This is a genomic window from Streptomyces sp. NPDC025721 (assembly GCF_055558595.1).
This window is the reverse complement of the sequence record NZ_JBVHMF010000015.1, coordinates 98,697-117,706: the sequence shown is the minus strand read 5'-3', so window position 1 is coordinate 117,706 and position 19,010 is coordinate 98,697. Positions and strand designations below refer to the sequence as shown.

The following is a 19,010-nucleotide window of genomic DNA, read 5'->3' as shown; positions in this document are numbered from 1 at the left end:
GTCGCGAACGGCCGCCGGCCCCGCACCCTCTCAAGGGGTACGGGGCCGGCGGCCGTTCGCGCGGGGCGCGTGCCAGGCGCCGCCAGCCAGACGAGACGTTCCGGACACGCCCTAGGAGCTGATGGGCTCGAAGTCCCAGTAGGGGCGGGTGCGGGAGCGGGCGGTCACCGTGTGGGGGTGCTGCGGGCCGAGGGTGGCCGAGAGCGCGGCCAGCGCCTCCTCCTCGATCTTGTCGGCCTCCTGCCGCTTGCGCATGTTGCGCAGGTCGGTGGCGAGCGCGATCCGGCAGGACAGCGTCAGCGGGTGGTCCTTGCCGAGCCGGGCGGTGGCCCGCTCGGCGGTGGCGCGGGAGAGTTCGGCCGCGCTCTCCGGGTCGCCCGCGAAGTTGCGGGCGCCGCTGGCGTTGAGCGCGCAGCCCAGCGTCCACGGGTGGTCGTCGCCGACCGCGCGGGACATGCCGGTCAGCGCGTCCTCGATCTCGATCTGCGACTGCTGCCGCTCGCCGGCCGCCCGCAGCAGCAGGCCGTGGTTGGCGAGCGCGCCGGCGACGAACGCGTGCCGGGCGTTGAACTGCCAGCGGTAGTGCCGCAGTACGAACTCCGACAGCTCCCTGGCCCGGTCGAGGTCGCCGTGCTCCCGCTCGAAACTGGAGTACGTGACCGCGACCCGCAGCGACAGCGGGTCGGTGCTGCCCAGCACCCGCTCGCAGCGCTCCAGCAGCCGGCCCATCAGATGGGCGGCACGCGGCCGGTCGCCCGCCCGGTAGTAGCACTGCGCCAGATTGTGCTCGGCGCGCAGCGTCTGGGGGTTGTCGGCGCCCAGCACGGTGCGGTGGGTCTCGGCGTTGCGCTCCTGCACCGAGGTGGCCTGGTCGTAGCGGCCGAGCAGCCGCAGGTCGTACGCGTAGGAGTTCTCCGAGGAGAGCGTGACGATGTTGCGGGCGCGCAGCAGTTCGCGGCGCGCCTCCAGGATCTCGCCGTCGAGGTCGAGGGCTTCCTGGTAGCGGCCGAGCAGCCGGTAGGTGACGGCCAGGTTGTTCTTGGCGAGCAGGGTGCGGGGGTCCTGCTCCCCGACGAGTCGGGCGTAGCCGCGCTCGACGAACCGGGCCGTCTCCAGGCCCTCGTCGTAGCGGCCGAGGTTGCGCAGGTCCGCGGCGAGACCGTTGGCGGCGCGCAGGGTCAGCAGGTCCTGTTCGCCGCGGTCGGCGCGCAGGGTCTCGAAGGCGTCGCGGTCCAGGGCCTCGGTGGCGACGTAGTCGCCCATGGCGCGCATCATGTTGGCCCGGTTGTTCACCAGGTCCCACAGCCGCGGGTGACCGGGCTCCAGCAGCTCGGGCCAGTGCTTGGCCGTGGCCTCGGCGAGCCGCAGTCCGGCCCGGTACTCGCCCGACAGGTGCAGGTAGCGCAGGCAGTTGACGATCATGAGCTGGATGTCGGGGTTGGTGCTGCGCAGCGCGCCGGACGCCTCCAGGTGCGGGACGATCTCGGCGTAGCGCGGCCACAGCCGGGTGTCGGTGGGGCGGCCGGGGTCGGCGGCGGCCAGGATCTTGCGGACCACCTGGGAGTACAGGTTCTGCTCGGCGGCGGGCATGTCGGCCCGCACCGCCTGGTAGACCAGCCGGTGCATCTGGACGACCTCGGCGCTGCCCGCGGCCTCGTCGTCCTCGGCCTCCGGCGGGTCGGACTGCACGACGGCCCACTGGGCGAGCTTGCTGATCGCCGAGTTCCACAGCAGCGGGTCTTCCATCAGCCCGGTGAGCTGTTCCGGCAGGTCGCGCACGGGCAGGTCGCGCAGCAGCCGGACCGGGATCGGCCCCGGCGCGAAGAAGACGCACAGCCGCAGCAGGTCGACGGCCTCCGGCTTGTCCTCGCGGAGCCGGTTGAGCAGTATCGAGAAGGCGGTGTAGTACGTCATCTGGAAGTCGGCGGCGACCTTGAGGCCGGGTTCGACGTCCGCGCCGTGCCGCAGCAGCTCGATGTAGTCGTCCACCGGCATGGACGAGTCGTTGAGCGCGCCCGCGTTCTGGTCCAGGGCCAGTGCGAGGTCGCCGAGGGCGTCGGCCAGCTTGTCGGCGTCGGCGTCGTCCAGCCGCGGCGCGCGCCGCCGTACGAAGGCGACGCTCTCCGCCCTGCTGTAGACGGGCACTTCGATCAGGGCGCTGTTGTGCTCGGCCCACTCGCGGTTCTGCGAGGTGATCAGGACGTGGCCGGGCCCGGTGGGCACCAGGTCGTGGATGTCCTCGGGCTGGTCGGCGCCGTCGAGGACCACCAGCCAGCGGAAGTAGGGCTCGCCCCGGCGCAGCGCGTCGCGTACCGCGCGCAGCCGTTCGCCGTACTCGCGGCCGGTGACCAGGCCGAGCGCGGGCGCCAGCCCCGCCAGCTTCTCGCGCAGGGTGCCGCGCTCGCTGGCGCGCACCCACCACACGACGTCGTACTCCGGGCCGAAGCGGTAGACGTACTCGGTCGCGATGTGGGTCTTGCCGACCCCGGACAGGCCGTGCAGGGTGGCGACGCCCGCGCCGGGCTCGGCCTGGGTGAAGTGGTTGTGCAGGTCGCCGAGGAGCTCCTCGCGGCCGGTGAAGCGGGTGTTGCGGCGCGGGACACCGCCCCAGACGTCGGGCTGTTCCAGCGGGAAGCGCGGGCCGCCGGAGCCGCTGAGGGTGTCGCTGGAGGAGGCGCGGGAGGGGGTGATGCCGAGCCTGCCGAGCAGTCGCCGCTCGGCCTCGGCCGCGCCCAGGCCCCACAGGTCGGCGGCGCCGAGGGAGGCGACGGCGCTGGGCAGCGCGGCCGGGGTGACGGAGACCGCGGCGAAGCGCTCGCTGTGGTCGGGGACGACCGCGCGCAGCGCCACGTTCCACTCCTCGTGGGTGCGCGGGCCGAGCCGGAAGTACCACTCGCTGAGCACGATCAGCACGCGGCCCTCGGACAGCAGCAGGTCACGTAACATCCGCTCGATGGAGTCCGTGGGGTCGGCGTCCCAGCGTTGCAGCGCCACCTGCTGGCCGTGCCGTTCGAGTCTGCTCGCGATCCACGCCGCCCAGGCCCTGTTGTAGCCCGCGTAACTGATCGTGACGATTCCCGGCCCCCGTGCTGCTGAGGCGGCGTTACGCCCTCCGGCCATGCGTGCGACTCCCTCGTGATACGCGCGTAGTGCTCTGGCGGGTCAGTGGATCGACAGTGAGCCAGGTGCGCCCGACGGCACAGGTGACTTTCGCCAGAAACTACACTGCTTTACTCCCCCGTTGACGTACGGTCATGCCGTTTCGCGCGCCCAAAGACGCCCGTTCAGACCCGCTTTCGCCGCCAGATGACCCGGGCCGTCTCGACGTACGCCGTGGCGCGCGCCAGGTGGCCTTCCGGCGGCGTGTGCCGTCCCAGCCGAGTGTGGTACGCCGCCATGGAGTTGACCAGGGTGCGGCCCTGCGGGGTCAGCCGGTTGGAGCCGAGCAGCTGCGGCAGGACGGCCTCGACCTGGAGGCGGCAGCGGCAGTGCGCGGCCCACGCGGCGTCGCGCTGTGCGGGGTCCGCGGCGGCCAGCGCGACGCCGAGGTGGAAGTCGGCGAGCGCGAGGTGGGCGTACGCGCCCTGGAAGACGCCGTCGAAGGGGCGCGGGTCCTGCCGCCAGGGGGCCCAGTAGCGGGCGGTGTCGTCCGCGGTGTGCAGCGCGGTGACGCCGGCCAGGGCGAGCAGCTTGGTGTGCTGCAACTCGTGGACGAGCGCGGCGGCCATCTTCAGGCCGCCCATCGGCGTACTGCTGAGCAGCGCGCCGAAGGCGTCGCCCAAGGTGGCGCTGTACTGCGCGGACGCGGCGCCGTCCAGCGGCACGAAGCAGTCGAGCAGCGCGGCCACTTCGCGGGCCCGGGTGCCGTCGCCGAGCCGCAGCCAGGGCTGGGCCTCGCGCCAGGCGGTACGCCATCTGGCCCGGTCCTCGTCGGCGAGCCGGTCGGCGGCGGACAGCCCGTACGGATTGGCGCGGCGGCCCTCCGCGCGGTACGGGTCGGCGTCGTCGATCAGCACCGGGTGGCCGTCGGGGCGGTCCTCCTGCGGCCACAGCGCCTGGATCGGGCGCCAGCCAGGGGCGGCCGAGCGCCACACGCCGTCGGTTCCCCTGCGCACCTCGACCGCGTGGCGGGTGCGCTCCTCGGGGCGCAGCCAGAGCCGGTTGCCGTCGCCGTCCACCCGCATCCGGGGCGCGGCGGCGCCGGGCTTGCGCGGGGGGCCCGCGGCCGGCAGCCGGTAGCCGCCGAGCGTCGGCAGCGTCAACAGGCCGTCGCGTACCGGTACGTCGGCGCTGAAGCGCAGGCCCGCGCGGGCGGCGGCGGACGCGGCGAGCGCGCCCAGGTGCGGCAGCGCCTCCGCGGCCCGCGGCGCCTGGCCCGCCACGGTGAGCGCCCGCAGGCTGCGCTCGGCCCACGCGCCGGTCAGCGGGTAGTGCACGACGCGGCGGGCGGCTGCCGGGTCCGCGCGCTCGGCCCGCTCCAGCAGCCGCCAGTCGCCCAGCACGCGCTCGGCGGTCCCCTCGGGCAGCGACCCGGCGGGCGCGGTCCGCACGGCGTCGAGCAGCGCGCGCAGCACCAGCAGCCGCCGCCCGCGCTGGTGGCTGACCAGCAGCTCCAGCGAGTCCGGCCCGCTGCCGGTGCTGCCGAGCACCGGCAGCACCGCGTCGAGCACGGGCGCAGCGGCGGTGGTCACGGCGTCTCCCGCCGTACGCGGGACGCGGCGGGCGCCGGGGCCGCCGCCTCGGCGAGGCGGCGCGCGATGTGCCGGATGAGCAGCGCCATGTCGGCGCAGTAGACCGACGGGTTGCGGAAGCCGGAGCCCTCCCGGTAGCGGTGGACGTAGTGGCCGCCGCCGCAGACGGTGACCAGCGGGCAGGCGCGGCAGGTGGCGGCGAGGGCGGCGAGTCCGGCCTGGCGGGCGGCGACGCCGGGGTGGGCGAGCGCGTCGTCGAAGCTGTTGCGGAAGACGTCGAGCCCGGTGGCGGCGGCGCCCTCGTACGCGGACTTGAGCGAGTCGACCTGCTCGATGCTGCCGTCGGTCTCGATCACGACGGCGGTGAAGGGCTGGAGCCCGAGCCGTTCTACGGGCGACCGGAGGCCGAGCAGCAGCGCCACGCACTCCTCGAACAGCCGAATCCTGGTCTCCCGGCGCTCCGCGCCCCACCAGCGGTCGAAGACGGCGGAGAGCCAACTCCCGTACGGCGCGGGGTCGTCGGCGGACGCGGGCAGTCCCGGCGGCGGCGCGGTCCAGTTGCCGTGCGGCAGCAGCAGGTCCATCCGCGGCGGCCGGAAGGCCAGCAGCGACTCGTACACCTCGACCGGGTCGTGGGCGAGGTCGACGACGCACAGCAGTCCGCCGTACGCCTCGGGCGCGGTCTCGGCGAGCAGCCGCACCCCGGCGGAGGCGGCGGCCCAGGACGGGCGGCCGGCGTGGTCGACGCGCGCGGCGTTGTGGGCGGGCAGGCCGCCGTCGAGGCTGACGCCGACGCGTATACGCGCGTCACGCAGGACGCGCAGCCGGTCGGCGGTGAGCAGGGTGCCGTTGGTCTGCACGCTGGCGTGCACGGCGCAGTCGGCGGGGACGGTGCGGCGGATCAGGTCGACGTCGGCGGCGAGCGCGTCGGCGCCGTTGAGCAGCGGTTCGCCGCCGTGCAGCACCACGGCGACATCGCGCAGACGGTGGGTCGCGGCGTGTTCCGCGATGCGTTCGGCGGTGCGCCGGGTCACCGCGTCGGGGGCGGCGCGGGGGCGGTCCCGCCAGCCGTGGTCGGGGCCCGCGTAGAGGTAGCAGTAGGTGCAGGCCAGATTGCAGCGGCTGTGCGTCTTGAGGATGAACTGCCGCAGGGGGAAGGCCCCTTCGGCCGCCGTACTGCCGGTCCGCGGCCTGTCGTCGGCCGGATGACGCACCACATCACCTCCCCCGTGTACCTCAGGCCGCCCCGTCGGCCCCAGCGGTTGTTCCCGCTGGGCGGCCGGAAGTAAACACCTCGGCAAGGAATTGGCCGTATTCGCCCTGGAGCACGGCCAAAAGCGGCGTTCCGTCAGGAGTTCACGCGATACGGGGGTACGTGGGCGGTGGTCGCGCGCGCCGGTGCCCGGTGCGCCGGGCGGCGTCAGCCGGTGGCCTCCGGCGCGCTGGGGTCGCTCTCGAAGCCCCACAGCGCCTCGCCGCCGGGACCGGCCGCGCGCGCCCGCAGATCGCTCACCAGGGCGGACAGCACCGGGTGTTCGACGGTGCGCAGCGATTCCAGGTCGAGGCCGAGCAGGTCGATGTCGGCGTCCGCCGGAATCCGGTAGGCGGGGGCGTGCTCGGGCGACACCGCCTCGGGAAGGTCCCGGTCGGAAGGTGCCCGTTCGGGGATCGCCCGGTCGGATGGTGCCCGCTCAGGGACTGCCCGCTCGGGGGCTGGCCGTTCGAGGACTGGCCGCTCGGGGACCGCCCTCTCGTCAACAGCCCTTTCGTGAACGGCGCGTTCGGGTAACGCCTCGTCGTGGTGAGCGGGTTCGTCCGGGGGCCGCTCGGCCCCGCCGTACGCTCGGTCGTCCATCGTCGGCCTCAGCTCTCGTCCCGTGGTGGCTCGTGGGGGGATGCAGTTGTCGCGGCCCGGATTCGCGCGGGGTCCTGGCCGGTCGGTCCGAGGCGGCCGGACCGGGGCCGGTCGCCCCGGGCTCAGTTCGTCCGTGTCAGCGCCGCCAGCCGTTCGGCGGTCCGCTGCCGTGCCTCCTCGTCCGCGGCGCCGTCCCCTCCGTCGTCCGGCAGCCGCCGCCATTCGGCCTGCGCGGCCCGGTAGGCGTCGGCAGCGGCCCGCGGGCGCCGGGCGAATTCGTAGACCACGCCACGCCAATGATGCGCCAGCGCCGACAGCCGCACCATGGGGCCGGGTTCCGCCGACCGGTCGGCCGCCGTGCCCGCGGCCTCCGCGGCGCGGCGGTAGGCGTCGGCCGCCTGGTCGAGGCGCTCACCGCGCTGGGTGTGCGCGTAGCCCAGCCGGTGCGACTCTCCCAACTCGTACCAGATCCGCGCCACTTGCGCCGGGTCCACGGCGGGCTGCACGGCCAGGCCCAGGACGTGCTCGGCCTCGCGCAGGTCCACCAGGTCCTGCTCCGCCCGGTAGCGCAGCACCAGAGCCCGGCCGAGCATCAGCAGCCTGCCGGACAGCCGCGGGTCGCTCTCCGGGGTCTCCATCCGGCAGTCCCGCAGGACCTGCACGGCCCGGTTGACGAAGAGTTCGCCGCCGGGGAGCGCGGAGCGGCCGAGCAGCGCGTCGCCCCATTCGGCGACGATCTCGCTGTACTCGGGGCGGTCGCGCGGGGTCAGACGGCACGCCTCGGCGAACCGCCCCGCCGCCGCCTCCAGTTCACCGGCCGGGCCGCCCTCGGTGTGCCGGGCGACCCTGATCCGGCCCGCACGCAGCAGGATCGAGGCCCGCGCCAGCCGGTCGCGGGTCTCGCCGAGCGCCCGGTCGACCAGCCGCTGCGCCTCCGGCAGCCGTCCGCCGACCAGCAGATGGGCGTCGACCAGCGACAGCAGCGCGGCGGTCCGCGCTTCGAGGGCCGCCTCCTCGCGCTCCAGCGCGTCCAGTCCCGCGGCGAAGTACTCGGCGGCCTGGAGCGCGTAGACCTGCTCGCGCTCCCGCTCCCCCGCCGTGCCCGCCAGCCGCAGCAGGGCGCGGCCGTGGGCGAGCGACAGCGCGCTGGGGCGGCCGTCGGACAGCGGCCAGGAGTCCGCGAACGCCTCCAGCATCCCCACGGTCTCCTGGAGCAGCCCGGCGTCGCCGCTGAGCTGCCACTGGTCCTCCAGCACCCTGACCCGCTCCAGGGTGGCGCCGAGCACGTCCTGCGGGTCGAGTCCCGGGGCGGCGCAGACCGCGCTGAACTCCCGGTCCGCGCGCCGCAGAAGCTCCAACGCGCCCCGCGTGTCCCCGTTCGCCGCCCGCTCGTCCGCGGCGGCCTGGAACACGCGGGCGCGCACCGCGCGGGCCGGTACCGAGCCCGGGTGCGCCGCGGCCGTCGCCGCCGCGTCCTGGGCCTCGCGCAGCAGCGCGGCCCCGCCGCGCAGCCGCCACAGCGTGATGAGATTCTGCGCCAGCTCGCTCCACAGGTCGGGGTCCGAGCCGCGCACCCGCTCCTCGTCCGCCGCGCGGCGCAGCAACTGCACCGCGTCCAGCAGATTCTGGACCATGCCCTCCTCGGTGAAGCGCGCCACCAACTGCCTCGCCCGCTGCACCGCGGGCGACGGCTGTCCCGTACCGGCTCCCACGGCCAGCCGGTCGTGGCCGGTGTTCCCCGGCAGCGGCATGAAGCGCTCCAGCACCCGGGCGGCGACCTCCGCGAAGGGCTGCGGGGACTCGGCGACGACGGTCGACGCCTGCTCGGCGAGCGCGGTGGCGCGGGCCGCGGTGGCGACGGCGGCGTCCGCGAGCCGGTCCCCCGGCCCCTCGGTGAGCTGCGTGATGGCCAGCGCGGGGAAGTTGGGGCCGCTCTTGCCGAAACGCTGCTCGACGTACTCCGAGCAGTGCTTGAGCACCAGCAGCGCCTCGTCCCTGCCGAGCGGGCCGAGCAGCACGTCCCGTACGCCGTCGGCGAATTCGTACCAGCGGTGGTCGCGCGCGTCGTCGCCCGATATGCGCTTGAGCAGGCCGCTGAGCAGCACCTCCGACAGTTCGGCGGGCCCCGAGTCGGGCAGCATCGTGCGCTGGACGAGCTGCATGACGGGCAGGAAGAGCGGGGCGGCGGCGAGGTAGACGGCGAGCTGGGCGGCGGCGGGCGAGGCGGCCGAGCGGAACCGGCCGACCAGGGCGACCGGCGGCACCGGGGACTGCCGTACGGGCGCCGGGGTCGCGGGCTGGTCGGAGCGCACCCAGCCGACGGCGGCGGGCACGCGGGCCGCGCCAGTGCCCGCCAGCAGCCGCGCCCACGCGCCCAACGCCTCGGCGGTGGGCGGCAGTACGGGCACCGGCAGCGCGTCGCCCGCGGGTGCGGCCGGCACGTAGTGGGAGGAGCCGCCGGTGCCCGAGGAGAAGCGCGGCGGCGAGGCGGGCAGCAGCCCTTCGCCGCGGTGCAGCACGCCGTACGAGACGGGCAGCCGGGTCCTGGCCCACAACCGGGCCGGGAGCGGCTGGAGTACGGCGACCGGGCCGTGTCTGGCCAGCCGGTGCAGCAGCCGGTGCGCCTGCCCCGACCGCCACAGCGGCCCCGCGCAGTCGCTGACCAGCAGGGTCACCCGGCGGCCCGTGGGGTCGCTCAACTGCTCGGCGGAGCGCATCCCGACCGCCTCGGGGTCGAAGCGTCCGCTGACCGCGGGGTCGCCGTCCGGGGTGGCGTGCAGATAGCGGACCTGCACCTCGTGGAAGGCGCCGAGCCGTTCGAAGACCTGGCTCAGCTCGCGGAGCATCCGCTCCCACACGTACATCGAGGACGAGGCGTCCATGAGCAGTTGCATCGAGGCGTCGCCGCGCAGCACCGGCCGGAAGACCGGCAGCAGCAGTCCGGCGGCGCGCGCGCTGTTCTCCGCGGTGGCCGACTCGTCGAGCACTTCGCGCAACGGCCGCGCGGGGCTGCGGTAGCGCTGCAACGGCCGCAGTGCCGACTGGAGTTCGAGCAGCCGGGGCAGCGTCGCCGCCTCGGGCACGGCGACCGACAGCGCGGCGGCGGCCGGTCCCGTACGCGCCCGGCCGGGGGCGCTGACGCCCGGATAGAGCTGGACGAGGCGGTCGTCGTCCGGGTCGGTGAGGCTGCGCGGCAGTACGGTGCCGCCGGGTGGGGTGGGGTCGGTGACGCCGGACAGTCCCGGGTGGTGCGCGCCGCTGCCCGTACCGGCGCCGCCGGGGTCGCGGGCCTCCCCCGCGGCGCTCGCGGGGGAGGTCGGGCGGGACCAGCGGGCCAGCCACAGCGCGTCGGCCAACTCGGTGGGTCCCGGGTCGAGTCCGGCCTCGGTCAGGGCGCCGACGACGGACGCGAGCGGGTCGGGCCGCTCGGTGGCGGTGTCGGTGTCGGTGTCGGTGTCTGCGGAGGGTGGTGTCCTCGGGTCGGGCGTCCTCGGGTCGGGGGCCTGCGGGTCGGGTCTCCGAGTGGCCATGGCCGGTTCACCTGGGCCGGTCGAGCCGTTGGATGAGCATGTCCGCCAACCGGCTGCGGGTGGGGGGCGCGGCGTGATGGGTGAGGAAGATCGCGTTCAACAGCTGGTCGGTGGCGAGGAGTTCGCTGCGCGACCGTTCCAGGAAGCGGGTCACCAGGTCGTCGCCGACGGTCGCCGCCTCGTCGCCGAGGTGGGCGCGGACCACGGTGGACAGCCGCTTGTGGTCGGGGCGGCCCAGCTCCAGGTGGATGCAGCGGCGCAGCAGCGGCGGCGGGAAGTCGCGCTCGCCGTTGCTGGTGAGGATGACGAACGGGAAGGCCCGGCAGCGGATGCGGCCCTCACGGAGCGAGACCTTGGCGCCGTCGTCGGTCAACACCTCGACCTGCGGCTCGCGTTCGGCCAGCCGCTCCAGCTCGGGGATGCCGAACTCGCCCTCCTCCATCACGTTCAGCAGGTCGTTGGGCAGGTCGATGTCGCTCTTGTCCAGCTCGTCGATGAGCAGCACCCGCGGCTTGGCGGTCGGCAGCAGGGCGGTGCCCAGCGGGCCGAGCCGGATGTAGCTGCCGATGCCGCCGGGCGGGGCGGTGCCGGAATTCGCCGCGATCTGGGTGTCCTGGAGGCGGGCGATCGCGTCGTAGCGGTACAGCCCGTCCTGGAGCGCGCTGCGGCTGACGATCGGCCAGTGCAGCACGCGGCCGAGGCCCAGTTCGTACGCCACCGCGTGCGCGAGGGTGCTCTTGCCGGTGCCGGGGCTGCCGGTGACCAGCAGCGGACGGCGCAGGTACAGCGCCGCGTTGACCATTTCCAGCTCCTCCGGGCTGGGCCGGTGCATCTCGGCCATGTGCCGGTACGCGCCGAGCCTGCGGGCGGAGGAACTGTCGGGCCCGGGGCCCTGCTGGACCAGTGGGCCGCCGTCGAAGTCCCGCCAGGGCGGCGGCTCTGGCAGTCCGTCGATGCCGGTGTGCGGTTCTCCCGTGCCCCGGTAGATGAGCCACTCGCCGGCGGGGCTGGCGTCGGTCATCTCACTCACCTCGATACCTCGTCCTCATGGAGTCTCCAACAGCTCGTCGGTCCCCGGTAGGGGGCGAGTCGGATCGTCGTAGAGCAGGGTGATTCCCACCGACCAGAACGCCTCGGGCACGCCCGCGTCCACCGCCGCGCGCAGGACGGCGAGGGCGCGGGGCAGCCGTGCGGCCGTGCGCGCGGCGCGCACCGTACGGTTCACGCCGCGGTGGAAGTCGCCGCAGGCCGTCTCGGGGGCGACCGGTTCCCTGCGCCACACCGCGACCGGGTAGCCGGAGGTCACCAGGCGGTGCAGCTCCTCGGGGGCGGTCGCGGCGCTGCGGCAGAGCGCCGGCAGCGTGTCGCGCGCGCGGTCGCGCAGCTCGTCGTCGGCCGGGAGCGGGCCCGGCGTACCGTCGTCGCAGTCGAACAGGTCGGCGCGCGGCCGCTGTTGGTGCAGGGTGTGCCAACGGCCGTGCCTGGCCTCGGTCACCGCCGGGTCGTCGTCGGGCGGCGCGTCGGTGCGGCGCACCACGACCGGGCGTACGGCGCCGAGCGCGCGCCCGCCGGGGCCGAGCGGCCAGGTCTCGACGGGGAAGCCCACCAGGGCGCCGGGGACGGCCAGTTGCAGCGGCGCCGGGTAGCCGGGCTGGTCGCAGCGGCGGAACACCTCGTCCAGCGGCTCGCGCAGCCGGACCGGCAGGTCGTCGAGCGCGGTGCCGCGGAAGTCCTCCTCGACGCACTCCACTTCGCCGTTCTCCGGCACGACGCAGACCCGCCAGTCGAGGCGGCCCGGCTCCCAGCCGCGCGGGATGATCTCCAGCAGGGCCTCGGGGCGGATACGGCGGTCCGGCCGGCCGCCGGGGCCCGCGTCGGCCGCGGTCGCGGTGGCCGCGTCCGCGGTCGTACCGCTGTCCGGTCCCTGATCGTCGAGGTCCGTGCCCGGGCCGCCGAAGCCGGTGCCGAGGTCGGCGCCGAGGCCGACGTCCGGGTCCGCGCCGAGTCCGGCGCCGAGGTCGCCGGTCAGGCCGCTGACCAGGGTGCCGCGGGCGCGCAGCCGGGCCTTGCGCTCGGTGACCAGGGTGTTGCGGAACAGCCGGGTCAGACCGATCGCGTCGGCGGCGGTGTCCTGCGCCCAGTGCCACAGGACGCGTTCGGCCGCCTCGTCCGCGGCGCGGGTCCTGTCGGCGGTCGCGGCCTGCACCGCGAACCGCAGCACCGCCTCCAACTCGCTGGTGCCGCGCCGCAGGTCGTACAGCAGGCCCAGGCCGTCCCGCCAGGCGCGCGGCGCGGTCGGCAGGCCCTGCGCGGGGCTGCCGCGGACCGCTCCGACGATGTCCTGGAGGCTCTTCGCGCTGGCGGGCGGCGGGAGTTGGGCGAGCATCCCGAGCAGTGCGGTGCGCTGGCCCGGGGTCAGGGCGCGGCCCGCGGCGGCGCCGATCTCGCCGTGCGCGTCGGTCCAGGTGACCTCCTGGCCGCCGACGAAGGCGTAACGGTCGGCGTGGTAGAGGTCGTGCGCCGTCATCACGCGGTGGTACAGGTCGGCGGCGGTGCCGGTGGCGGGCAGCCTGCGCAACTCCTGCACGCCGATGGCGAGTCCGCCGTCCTGGCCGGTACGGCGCGCCTTCAGCACCCCGATCACCTCGCCGCGCACGAGGTCCACGACCGGGCCGCCCGAGACGCCGTTGGGCATCTCGTCCTCATTGCCGAGCTTGAGCAGTCCGCCGCTGCCGAGCTGGCCGCTGATGGAGCAGCGGCCGTTGTACGCGACGACCTCGCCGTCCATCGGGATGTGGCCGAAGTACGCGACCTGGTTGGTGGTGTAGCCCTTGGCGGTGCGCTCGGTGAGCCAGACGCAGGGGTGGTCGACGCTGTCCAGCAGCCGGATCAGCGCGAGGTCGGGGGACGGCCAGCGGCCGGTGCCGGTGTGGCCCGCCGGTTCCGCCCACTCCACGACGCCGCTGAGCATGCGGTCGCCGTATCCGACGGAGACCTTGCGGCCGGCCGGGCCGCCGCCGTCACCGCCCTCGCCGCTCTGGGCGAGCGCGACGTGCGCGCAGGTGAGCACCCAGTTCGGCGCCACGAAGAAGCCGCTGCCCCGCAGCGGGTAGCCGGGTTCCCGGCCGTGAACGCGTACGGTCGCCTCGCTGACCAGCGGGGTCAGGATCTCGGCGGGGTCGGCGGGCTCGTCGAGCCCTCCGGGACCGCCGAACGCCGTCATCGCGCGCCCCGCCCTAATCGCGGTGCCGCGGCGGCAGCCGCCTGCGCCCCCATCCCACCCCCAGTGACTGATCGTCTCCGAAGGCTAGCCCGCGGCCAGGACCGGCGCGAGGACCTTCGGACATACTCCCTATCCTTGCGGTGTACGTCCCGTCTCGTCCCTCCCGTTCTTCCCCGTCCACCACCGTCCCACCCCGTTCCGGAGCAGATCTTGTACTTCACCGACCGCGGCATCGAGGAGCTCGCCACCCGGCGCGGCGAGGAGGAAGTCTCTTTCGACTGGCTGGCCGAGCGCTTGCGCGAATTCGTGGACCTCAACCCTGAGTTCGAGATTCCGACCGAGCGGTTGGCGACGTGGCTGGCGCGGCTCGACGACGAGGACTAGCCTCCGGCTCGGTCCTTGGTCTTTGTCTTTTCCCGCCCGCCCACCCGTGCGGGTGCTTTGTCGTCTGCGGGTGCCGCTTGTGCCTGGGTCGGTGCCGGTCCGGGGCACCTCCTCGAAATGCGGCTACCTGGCCTTGCTCATCCGGCACCCTTCTTGTCACCGCATTTCTGCGGGGGCACCCCGGCCCGTCCCCTCCCGGTCCGTCGGCGTCCGCCTGTCCGGTGGGGGTGGCGGAGGGGGGTTCTTTCGGCGGGCCGCCCTGCGCCGGTCCCCCTCCCGGTGAGTCGGAATGCTCGGGCCCTTCCTCCAAGAGCCCAACAAAGCCCCTGCCCACCCCGCCGGAAGGTCGGGGCGCACAGGGCCCGGGCTCCCACCCACCACCCACCTTCGCCCCACCCCGCCGGAAGGTCGGGGGCGCAGGGGCCGGACTCCCACCCACCCCCTCCACCACCACCACAGCGGACCGTCAGCCGCCGACGTACCCGACCCCACCCACCCCCCTCCGCAACGCCCACCGGCAGGCGGACGCCGACGTACCCGTACCCACCCACCCCCCTCCCGGCCACCCCACCGGCAGGCGGACGCCGACGTACCCGAGCCCACCCACCCCCTCCCGGTAACCCCCACCGGACCGTCGGACGCCGACGTACCGGGAGGGGACGGGCCGGGGTGCCCCCGCAGAAATGCGGTGACAAGAACGGCACCGGATACACAGGTACCAGGTAGCCGCATTTCGAGGAGGTGCCCCGGACCGGCACCGACCAGGCACAAGCGGCACCCGCAGACGAAGAAAACACCCGCACGGGTGGGCGGGCGGGCAAAAAAGACACCACTTGACTTGTGAGCCACGCGATATATCGTGAATGCACGAGACGCGATATGTTGCGTCCCAAGGCGCACCCGAGGAGGGGCACGATGAGCGGCATGTCGTCGGACCGGACCGTGGCGGAGCCGGAAAAGTTCGTGTTCGAGGAACCCGTCGACACCCTCTGCGTGCGCATCGTCAACGGCGCCGTGAACGTCGTCGGCACCGAGGACGGCCCCGCACGGGTCGAGGTCACCGAGATCGACGGCCCGCCGCTGAAGGTGTACCACCGCGGCGGCACCCTCACCGTGACCTACGACGACCTGCCGTGGAAGGGCTTCCTGAAGTGGCTCGACCCCAAGGGCTGGCAGCGTCACGCGGTCGTGACGCTCGCCGTCCCGCAGCACACCAAGGTCGAAGTGGGAGTCGTCGGCGCCGGCGCCGTGATCTCCGGGATCGCCGGGGAGACCAGCGTCCAGGGGGTCAACGGGGACACGACCCTCGTCGGCCTCAGCGGCCCGGTGCGGGCCAACACCGTCGCGGGCAGCGTCGAGGCCCAGTCCGTCTCCGGCAGCCTGCGGATCAACACCGTCTCCGGTGACCTCACCGTGGTCGAGGGCAGCGGCGCCGAGGTGAAAGCGGATTCCGTGAGCGGCAACATGGTGCTCGACCTCGATCCGTCCGCGGGGGCGGACGTCCGGCTCACCAGCGTCTCCGGCGAGATCGCCATCCGTATCCCGGAACCGGGCGACGCGGAGGTCGACGCCAACACCACCAGCGGCCATGTCTCCTGCGCCTTCGACGAATTGCGCGTCACCGGGCAGTGGGGGGCCAAGCGCATCACCGGCCGGATCGGTTCCGGCGGGGCGCGCCTGAGAGCCACCACCGTCTCCGGCGCCATCGCCCTGCTGCGCAGGCCGCCGCTGGAGGACGCGCCCTCGTTCCGGAAGGACATCTGACATGGCGCCCGTCTTCGCCCACGGCCGACTCCGGCTCTACCTGCTCAAGCTGCTGGACGAGTCGCCCCGGCACGGCTACGAGGTGATCCGGCTGTTGGAAGAGCGTTTCCAGGGGCTGTACGCGCCCTCCGCGGGCACCGTCTACCCGCGGCTGGCGAAACTGGAGAAGGAGGGCCTGGTCACGCACTCCACCGAGGGCGGCCGCAAGGTCTACGCCCTCACCGACGCGGGCCGCGGCGAGCTGTCCGACCGCGCCGACGAGATCGCGGGCCTGGAGGCGGAGATCCGCGAGTCCGTCTCCACGCTGGCCGCCGAGATCCGCGAGGACGTCCGGGGCGCCGCCGGTGATCTGCGCCGCGAGGTGCGCGCCGCCGCGCAGGAGGCGCGTACGCCCCCGTCGCCCAAGCACGAGTGGCGCGAGCAGGCCGCGCGCGCCAAGGAGGAGAGCCGCCGGGCCAAGGAGGAGGCGCGCGACGCCCGCCGCCAGGCCAAGGCCGCGCGCGAGGAGGTCGAGCGGATCGCCCGCCAGGTCCAGGAGCAGGTGCAGTCGCACGTACGCTCCGGCGACTGGCAGGCGGGGCTGCGCGACGGTCTCGCCGAACTCACCAAGGAGCTGGGCCGGTTCGGCAAGGGCATGGACGTACCGACCACGCCCTGGGGCGCGCCCGGTACGCCCCCGGTCTGGGCCGACGCCACGGCCGAGCCCGCCCAGGAGACGGAGAAGGAGACGGAGGAGGAGACGGAGAGGGAAGGGAACACGTCGGCGACGTCGGACGCGGACACGGAAGCGCCCGAGCCTGCGGACGACGACACCCCGCCGTCCGCCGACCCCTTCCGCGACCTCGAACGCCTGCTGGACCGCTTCCGCGACGACATCCGCGACTCGGCCCGCGACCTGGGCGTCAACGACACCCAACTGCGCGAGGTGAGGCGCCACTTGTCCGCCGCGGCGGCGCACATCGCGGCGGCCCTGCACCTCCCGCCCACGTAACGCGGACCGCTTACACGGTCAGCACGACCTTCCCGAACAGCTCCCCGGCGGCGAGCCGTTCGAAGCCCTCGCGGGCGCGGTCCAGCGGCAGTACGGAGTCGATCACCGGCCGAATGCCGCTGGCCGCGCAGAAGGCCAGCAGGTCCCGCAGCTCCTCCTTGGAGCCCATGGTCGAACCGACCACCTTCAGCTCCAGGAAGAAGATCCGGTTCAGCTCGGCGGCGGGCGGATTCTGCCCGCTGGTGGCGCCGGAGATGACGAGCGTGCCGCCGGGCCGCAGCGACTTGACCGAGTGCGACCAGGTCGCCGCCCCGACGGTCTCGATGACGGCGTCCACCCGCTCCGGCAGCCGCGCGCCCGATTCGTACACCGCGTGCGCGCCCAGTTCGAGCGCGCGTTCCCGCTTGGCCGCGTCCCGGCTGGTGGCGTGCACCCGCAGCCCGGCGGCGCGGGCCAGCACGATCGCGGCGGTGGCGACACCGCCGCCCGCGCCCTGCACGAGGACCGCGTCGCCCGGCCGTACCCCGGCGTTGGTGAAGAGCATGCGGTACGCGGTCAGCCACGCGGTCGGCAGGCAGGCCGCCTCCTCGAAGGAGAGTTCCTTCGGCTTGGGCAGCACATTCCAGGCCGGTACGGAGACCCGTTCGGCGAAGGTGCCCTGGTAGTGCTCGGTGAGGATGGAGCGGCGCTCGGTGGGGCCGACCCCGTGACCGGTCTGGCCGATCACGGAGTGCAGCACCACCTCGTTGCCGTCCTCGTCGATCCCGGCGGCGTCGCAGCCGAGGATCATCGGCAGGCTCTCCCGGCCGAGGCCCACCCCGCGCAGCGACCACAGGTCGTGGTGGTTGAGCGAGGCGGCCTTGACCGTGACGGTGGTCCAGCCGGGGCGCTCCGACGGCTCCGGCCGCTCCCCCAACTCCAACCCGCTCAACGGCTTGTCGGCGTCAATACGTGCGGCGTATGCGGCATACATGCCGTCGACCCTACGGTCGGTCCCGGCGCCCGAGGAACCGCCACGGCATGTGACGCTCCGCGCACCCCGGGCGGCGGTCAGCGGCGCGCCACCCCTTCCGCCCGCGCGGCGGCGGCGACGGCCGCGGTCACGGCGGGGGCGACCCGCGGGTCGAAGGGCGACGGGATGACGCACTGCGGCGAGAGTTCGTCGGCGACGACGGCGGCCAGCGCCTCGGCGGCGGCGATCTTCATCCCCTCGGTGATGGCCGAGGCGCGCACCTGGAGGGCGCCCGCGAAGATCCCGGGGAAGGCGAGCACATTGTTGATCTGGTTCGGGAAGTCGCTGCGCCCGGTCGCCACGACCGCCGCGTACTTGTGCGCGACGTCCGGGTGGATCTCCGGCGTGGGGTTGGCCATCGCGAAGACGAACGCGCCACGGGCCATCGTGGCGACCGCGGACTCCGGGACCGTACCGCCGGAGACCCCGATGAAGACGTCGGCGCCGTCCAGCGCGGCCTCCAACGGCCCGGTGAGACCCGCCTTGTTCGTATACGAGGCCAGCTCGCGCTTGACCGGGTTCAGGTCGTCGCGTCCGGCGTGCACGATGCCCTTGCGGTCGGTGACGGCGACGTCGCCGATGCCCGCCTCGACGAGGATCTTGGCGATGGCGACCCCGGCCGCGCCCGCGCCGGAGATGACCGCGCGCAGGTCGCCGAGGGTACGGCCGGTGAGCGTGCAGGAGTTGCGCAGCGCGGCGAGGGTGACGACTGCGGTGCCGTGCTGGTCGTCGTGGAAGACCGGGATGTCCAGCCGCTCCTGGAGCTTGCGCTCGATCTCGAAGCAGCGGGGGGCGGAGATGTCCTCCAGGTTGACGCCGCCGAAGGACGGGGCGAGCCGGACCACGGTCTCCACGATCTCGTCCACGTCGGTGCAGGCCAGCGCGATCGGCACGGCGTCGACACCGCCGAACTGCTTGAAGAGGATGGCCTTGCCCTCCATGACCGGCAGGGACGCCTCGGGGCCGATGTCGCCCAGGCCCAGCACCGCGGTGCCGTCGGTGACGACCGCGACGACCTGGGACTTCCAGGTGTAGTCGTGCACCAGCTCCGGCTTGTTCGCGATGGCGGTGCAGACCTCGGCGACACCGGGTGTGTACGCGAGCGACAAGTCGTCGGCGTCGCGGACCGGCACGGTCGAGGTGACCTCCATCTTGCCGCCGCGGTGCAGGGCGAAGACCGGATCGATGGGGAACGCGTCGTCCGTACCGCTCATGCCGTCCGCACGGTCGGCGCCGTCCGCACGGTCGGCGCCGTCCGCCCTGTCCGTACTGTCCGCATCGGTCCGGGGATTGACGATCTCCGCTGCCACTTTTTGACCCCTTTGTCTGAATGATGAATGAGGGTACTCCGCCCGAAGGGGGTGGAGGTGGGCTCGGCGTCCGCGTCACCAGGTACGAGTGAGCAAGGTGACGGCCGACGCCAGGCGCGCCGCACGCACGCCATGGGCCCCGGATGAGGGGTGAGGACCCGTTCTACCGGAAGTCGGTTCCGGCGACGAGTGGGAATTGATCGGCATGGCCTCCGCGTGGTCCGGCCTTGGTGTGCCGGCCTGGTGGAGG

General features: G+C 74.1%; 12 protein-coding genes. 3 read left to right on the top strand and 9 right to left on the bottom strand.

Translation table 11 applies throughout. The annotated features are described in order from the left end of the window. Nucleotides 1-111 precede the first annotated feature (111 nt). The 7 genes from fxsT to ACZ4EF_RS21725 form a co-directional block, all read right to left on the bottom strand. Nucleotides 112-3,120 carry an FxSxx-COOH system tetratricopeptide repeat protein gene (gene fxsT / locus ACZ4EF_RS21755; protein ID WP_355347232.1) on the bottom strand — a complete coding sequence of 1,003 codons (3,009 nt, stop codon included), beginning with the start codon at nt 3,118-3,120 and terminating at the stop codon, nt 112-114. 164 nt (nt 3,121-3,284) lie between these two features. Then, the gene (locus tag ACZ4EF_RS21750; RefSeq protein WP_355347235.1) at nt 3,285-4,691 is read right to left on the bottom strand and encodes an aKG-HExxH-type peptide beta-hydroxylase; all 1,407 of its coding nucleotides are present in this window, start codon (nt 4,689-4,691) and stop codon (nt 3,285-3,287) included. Beyond that, the gene (locus tag ACZ4EF_RS21745; RefSeq protein ID WP_391044813.1) at nt 4,688-5,905 is read right to left on the bottom strand and encodes an FxsB family cyclophane-forming radical SAM/SPASM peptide maturase; all 1,218 of its coding nucleotides are present in this window, start codon (nt 5,903-5,905) and stop codon (nt 4,688-4,690) included. The genes ACZ4EF_RS21750 and ACZ4EF_RS21745 overlap by 4 nt, the downstream gene beginning before the upstream one ends. 206 nt (nt 5,906-6,111) lie before the next feature. Beyond that, entirely contained in the window at nt 6,112-6,318 is a 207-nt protein-coding gene (gene fxsA / locus ACZ4EF_RS21740) for an FxSxx-COOH cyclophane-containing RiPP peptide (RefSeq protein ID WP_401306441.1), read from the bottom strand. 350 nt (nt 6,319-6,668) lie between these two features. Further along, complete coding sequence (locus ACZ4EF_RS21735) at nt 6,669-10,076, bottom strand: SAV_2336 N-terminal domain-related protein (protein WP_467506092.1); 3,408 nt, start codon at nt 10,074-10,076, stop codon at nt 6,669-6,671. 7 nt (nt 10,077-10,083) lie between these two features. After that, entirely contained in the window at nt 10,084-11,097 is a 1,014-nt protein-coding gene (locus ACZ4EF_RS21730; RefSeq protein ID WP_188283451.1) for an AAA family ATPase, read from the bottom strand. A gap of 24 nt (nt 11,098-11,121) precedes the next feature. Then, nucleotides 11,122-13,299, bottom strand: a complete 2,178-nt coding sequence (locus ACZ4EF_RS21725; RefSeq protein WP_467506090.1) for a VMAP-C domain-containing protein — start codon at nt 13,297-13,299, stop codon at nt 11,122-11,124. A 210-nt stretch (nt 13,300-13,509) separates the two neighbouring features. On the opposite strand from ACZ4EF_RS21725, the gene ACZ4EF_RS21720 reads away from it, so the two are divergent. The 3 genes from ACZ4EF_RS21720 to ACZ4EF_RS21710 all read left to right on the top strand — a co-directional run bounded on the left by ACZ4EF_RS21720 (nt 13,510) and on the right by ACZ4EF_RS21710 (nt 16,438). Then, nucleotides 13,510-13,683: a DUF6104 family protein gene (locus tag ACZ4EF_RS21720; protein ID WP_355347247.1), complete on the top strand. Its 174-nt coding sequence runs from the start codon at nt 13,510-13,512 to the stop codon at nt 13,681-13,683. A 915-nt stretch (nt 13,684-14,598) separates the two neighbouring features. Further along, nucleotides 14,599-15,447 carry a DUF4097 family beta strand repeat-containing protein gene (locus tag ACZ4EF_RS21715; RefSeq protein ID WP_391044403.1) on the top strand — a complete coding sequence of 283 codons (849 nt, stop codon included), beginning with the start codon at nt 14,599-14,601 and terminating at the stop codon, nt 15,445-15,447. Nucleotide 15,448: 1 nt separating this feature from the next. Further along, a complete protein-coding gene (locus tag ACZ4EF_RS21710; protein WP_467506088.1) occupies nt 15,449-16,438 on the top strand; it encodes a PadR family transcriptional regulator in 990 nt (329 codons plus the stop codon). Nucleotides 16,439-16,448: 10 nt separating this feature from the next. On the opposite strand, the gene ACZ4EF_RS21705 is transcribed toward ACZ4EF_RS21710, so the two are convergent. Both ACZ4EF_RS21705 and ACZ4EF_RS21700 read right to left on the bottom strand, forming a co-directional pair. Further along, nucleotides 16,449-17,411, bottom strand: coding sequence for a zinc-binding dehydrogenase (locus ACZ4EF_RS21705; RefSeq protein WP_355347256.1), 963 nt, complete (start codon nt 17,409-17,411; stop codon nt 16,449-16,451). Nucleotides 17,412-17,488: 77 nt separating this feature from the next. After that, the gene (locus ACZ4EF_RS21700) at nt 17,489-18,760 is read right to left on the bottom strand and encodes an NAD(P)-dependent malic enzyme (protein ID WP_467506086.1); all 1,272 of its coding nucleotides are present in this window, start codon (nt 18,758-18,760) and stop codon (nt 17,489-17,491) included. Nucleotides 18,761-19,010: the final 250 nt, after the last annotated feature.